Below are 274 nucleotides of genomic sequence, written 5' to 3' on the forward strand. Positions count from 1 at the left end.
GCGTCACACGGCGGTTCGATCGCCGCGGCGAACGGACGGGCTCGCGCCTTCCGTCAACGGTTCTTGCCGGGCACCCAGAGCACGTCGTCGGCGCCGTTCGCATTCGCGGTCCGGCTCGCCACGAACAGAAAATCGGACAGCCGATTGAGGTACTGCAGGGCTTCCGGCGAGACGACCTCGCCCTCGGTGGCGGCCAATGCCACGGCGAGGCGCTCGGCCCGCCGGCAGGTCGTGCGGGCGAGGTGAAGGGCGGCCGCGGCCGGAGAGCCACCGG

The 274-nt window shown here is 72.3% G+C and carries 1 protein-coding gene; it reads right to left on the reverse strand.

Annotation, left to right across the window (positions count from 1 at the left end; genetic code table 11):
• Positions 1 to 53 precede the first annotated feature (53 nt).
• Positions 54 to 274 (reverse strand): ATP:cob(I)alamin adenosyltransferase (locus tag CVH10_RS20415; protein ID WP_146143182.1); only part of this gene is annotated, 221 nt, incomplete at its 5' end.

The sequence above is a fragment of the Halomonas sp. ND22Bw genome (genome assembly GCF_003011945.1).
GTDB lineage: Bacteria > Pseudomonadota > Gammaproteobacteria > Pseudomonadales > Halomonadaceae > Halomonas > Halomonas halophila.